Raw genomic sequence first — 880 nt, forward strand, 5'->3', positions numbered from 1 at the left:
TTTTTCGGGGGTTTTGTTTTTTCAGAGGTTGTTGCTGGTCTGCGAGAGGCTTTCGGCCGTAAATGGGCCCGATGCGAGCCTTGAGGCATCAGGCCGGCTGCAGGGGGGACTCAATGAGCCCGAGCAGGCGCAAACATAGGCGTTTTGCCGCTCCACGCGCCTTGCGCGCGAGCAGCAAAGCCATCTTCTTCATGTTCTGGCAGGCGGCCGAGAGCAGGCACTGCGCCCGCACCTTGGCCAGCCCCCGGAAGCGGGCGTAGCGATGCCCATGCAGCTCTTTGGCATCGGCAAAGCTGCGCTCGACCGTTTCCTTGCGCGGGGCGTACAGGCGCTTGCCCAGGTCGGTCAGACGGTGGGCATCGATCTGTTCCTTGTAGCGCTCCCACACATGGCGGGTGAGCAGCTTCTGGTGGTGGCGGCTCTGGGTGCATTGCGCGCGCAGGGGACATGATCCGCAGTGTTTCGGATCAGAGACATATTCCCGGTAGCCATTGCGGTTGGTCCCCCGGTAGGGCAGTGTCTGCCCGCCCGGACATTGATACGTGTCGGCGGCTGGGTCGTAGCGGTAATCGCGCTTGTAGAAATAGCCCTGCCGATGGTTTGGTCGGCGGTAGCCCATGACCGCGTATAGACCACGCTCGATCAGGCCCTTGCATACGTAGGGAGTGAAGTAGCCCGCATCGAGGCCGACCGCCCCGGTCGGTAACAGGAAACGCTCACGTACCCGATCCAGTCGGCCCAGGTAGGGCTGACTGTCGTGGACATTGCCGGGCGTGACGTGGGTATCGACGATCAGTGCATGCACCCCATCGACCGTGCGGTGATCGAGGTAGAAGAAACCCACCGGCTTGCCTTCGCGCACCATGTAGCCCGAATCCGG

At 62.5% G+C, this 880-nt stretch carries 1 protein-coding gene; it reads right to left on the bottom strand.

Going from position 1 to position 880, the window contains the following annotated elements; translation table 11 throughout:
* Nucleotides 1-88 precede the first annotated feature (88 nt).
* Nucleotides 89-880: transposase (locus C666_RS19130; protein WP_004351568.1), on the bottom strand; the 792-nt coding region annotated here is incomplete at its 5' end.

This window comes from Thauera linaloolentis 47Lol = DSM 12138, from assembly GCF_000310205.1.
Taxonomy (GTDB): Bacteria; Pseudomonadota; Gammaproteobacteria; order Burkholderiales; family Rhodocyclaceae; genus Thauera; species Thauera linaloolentis.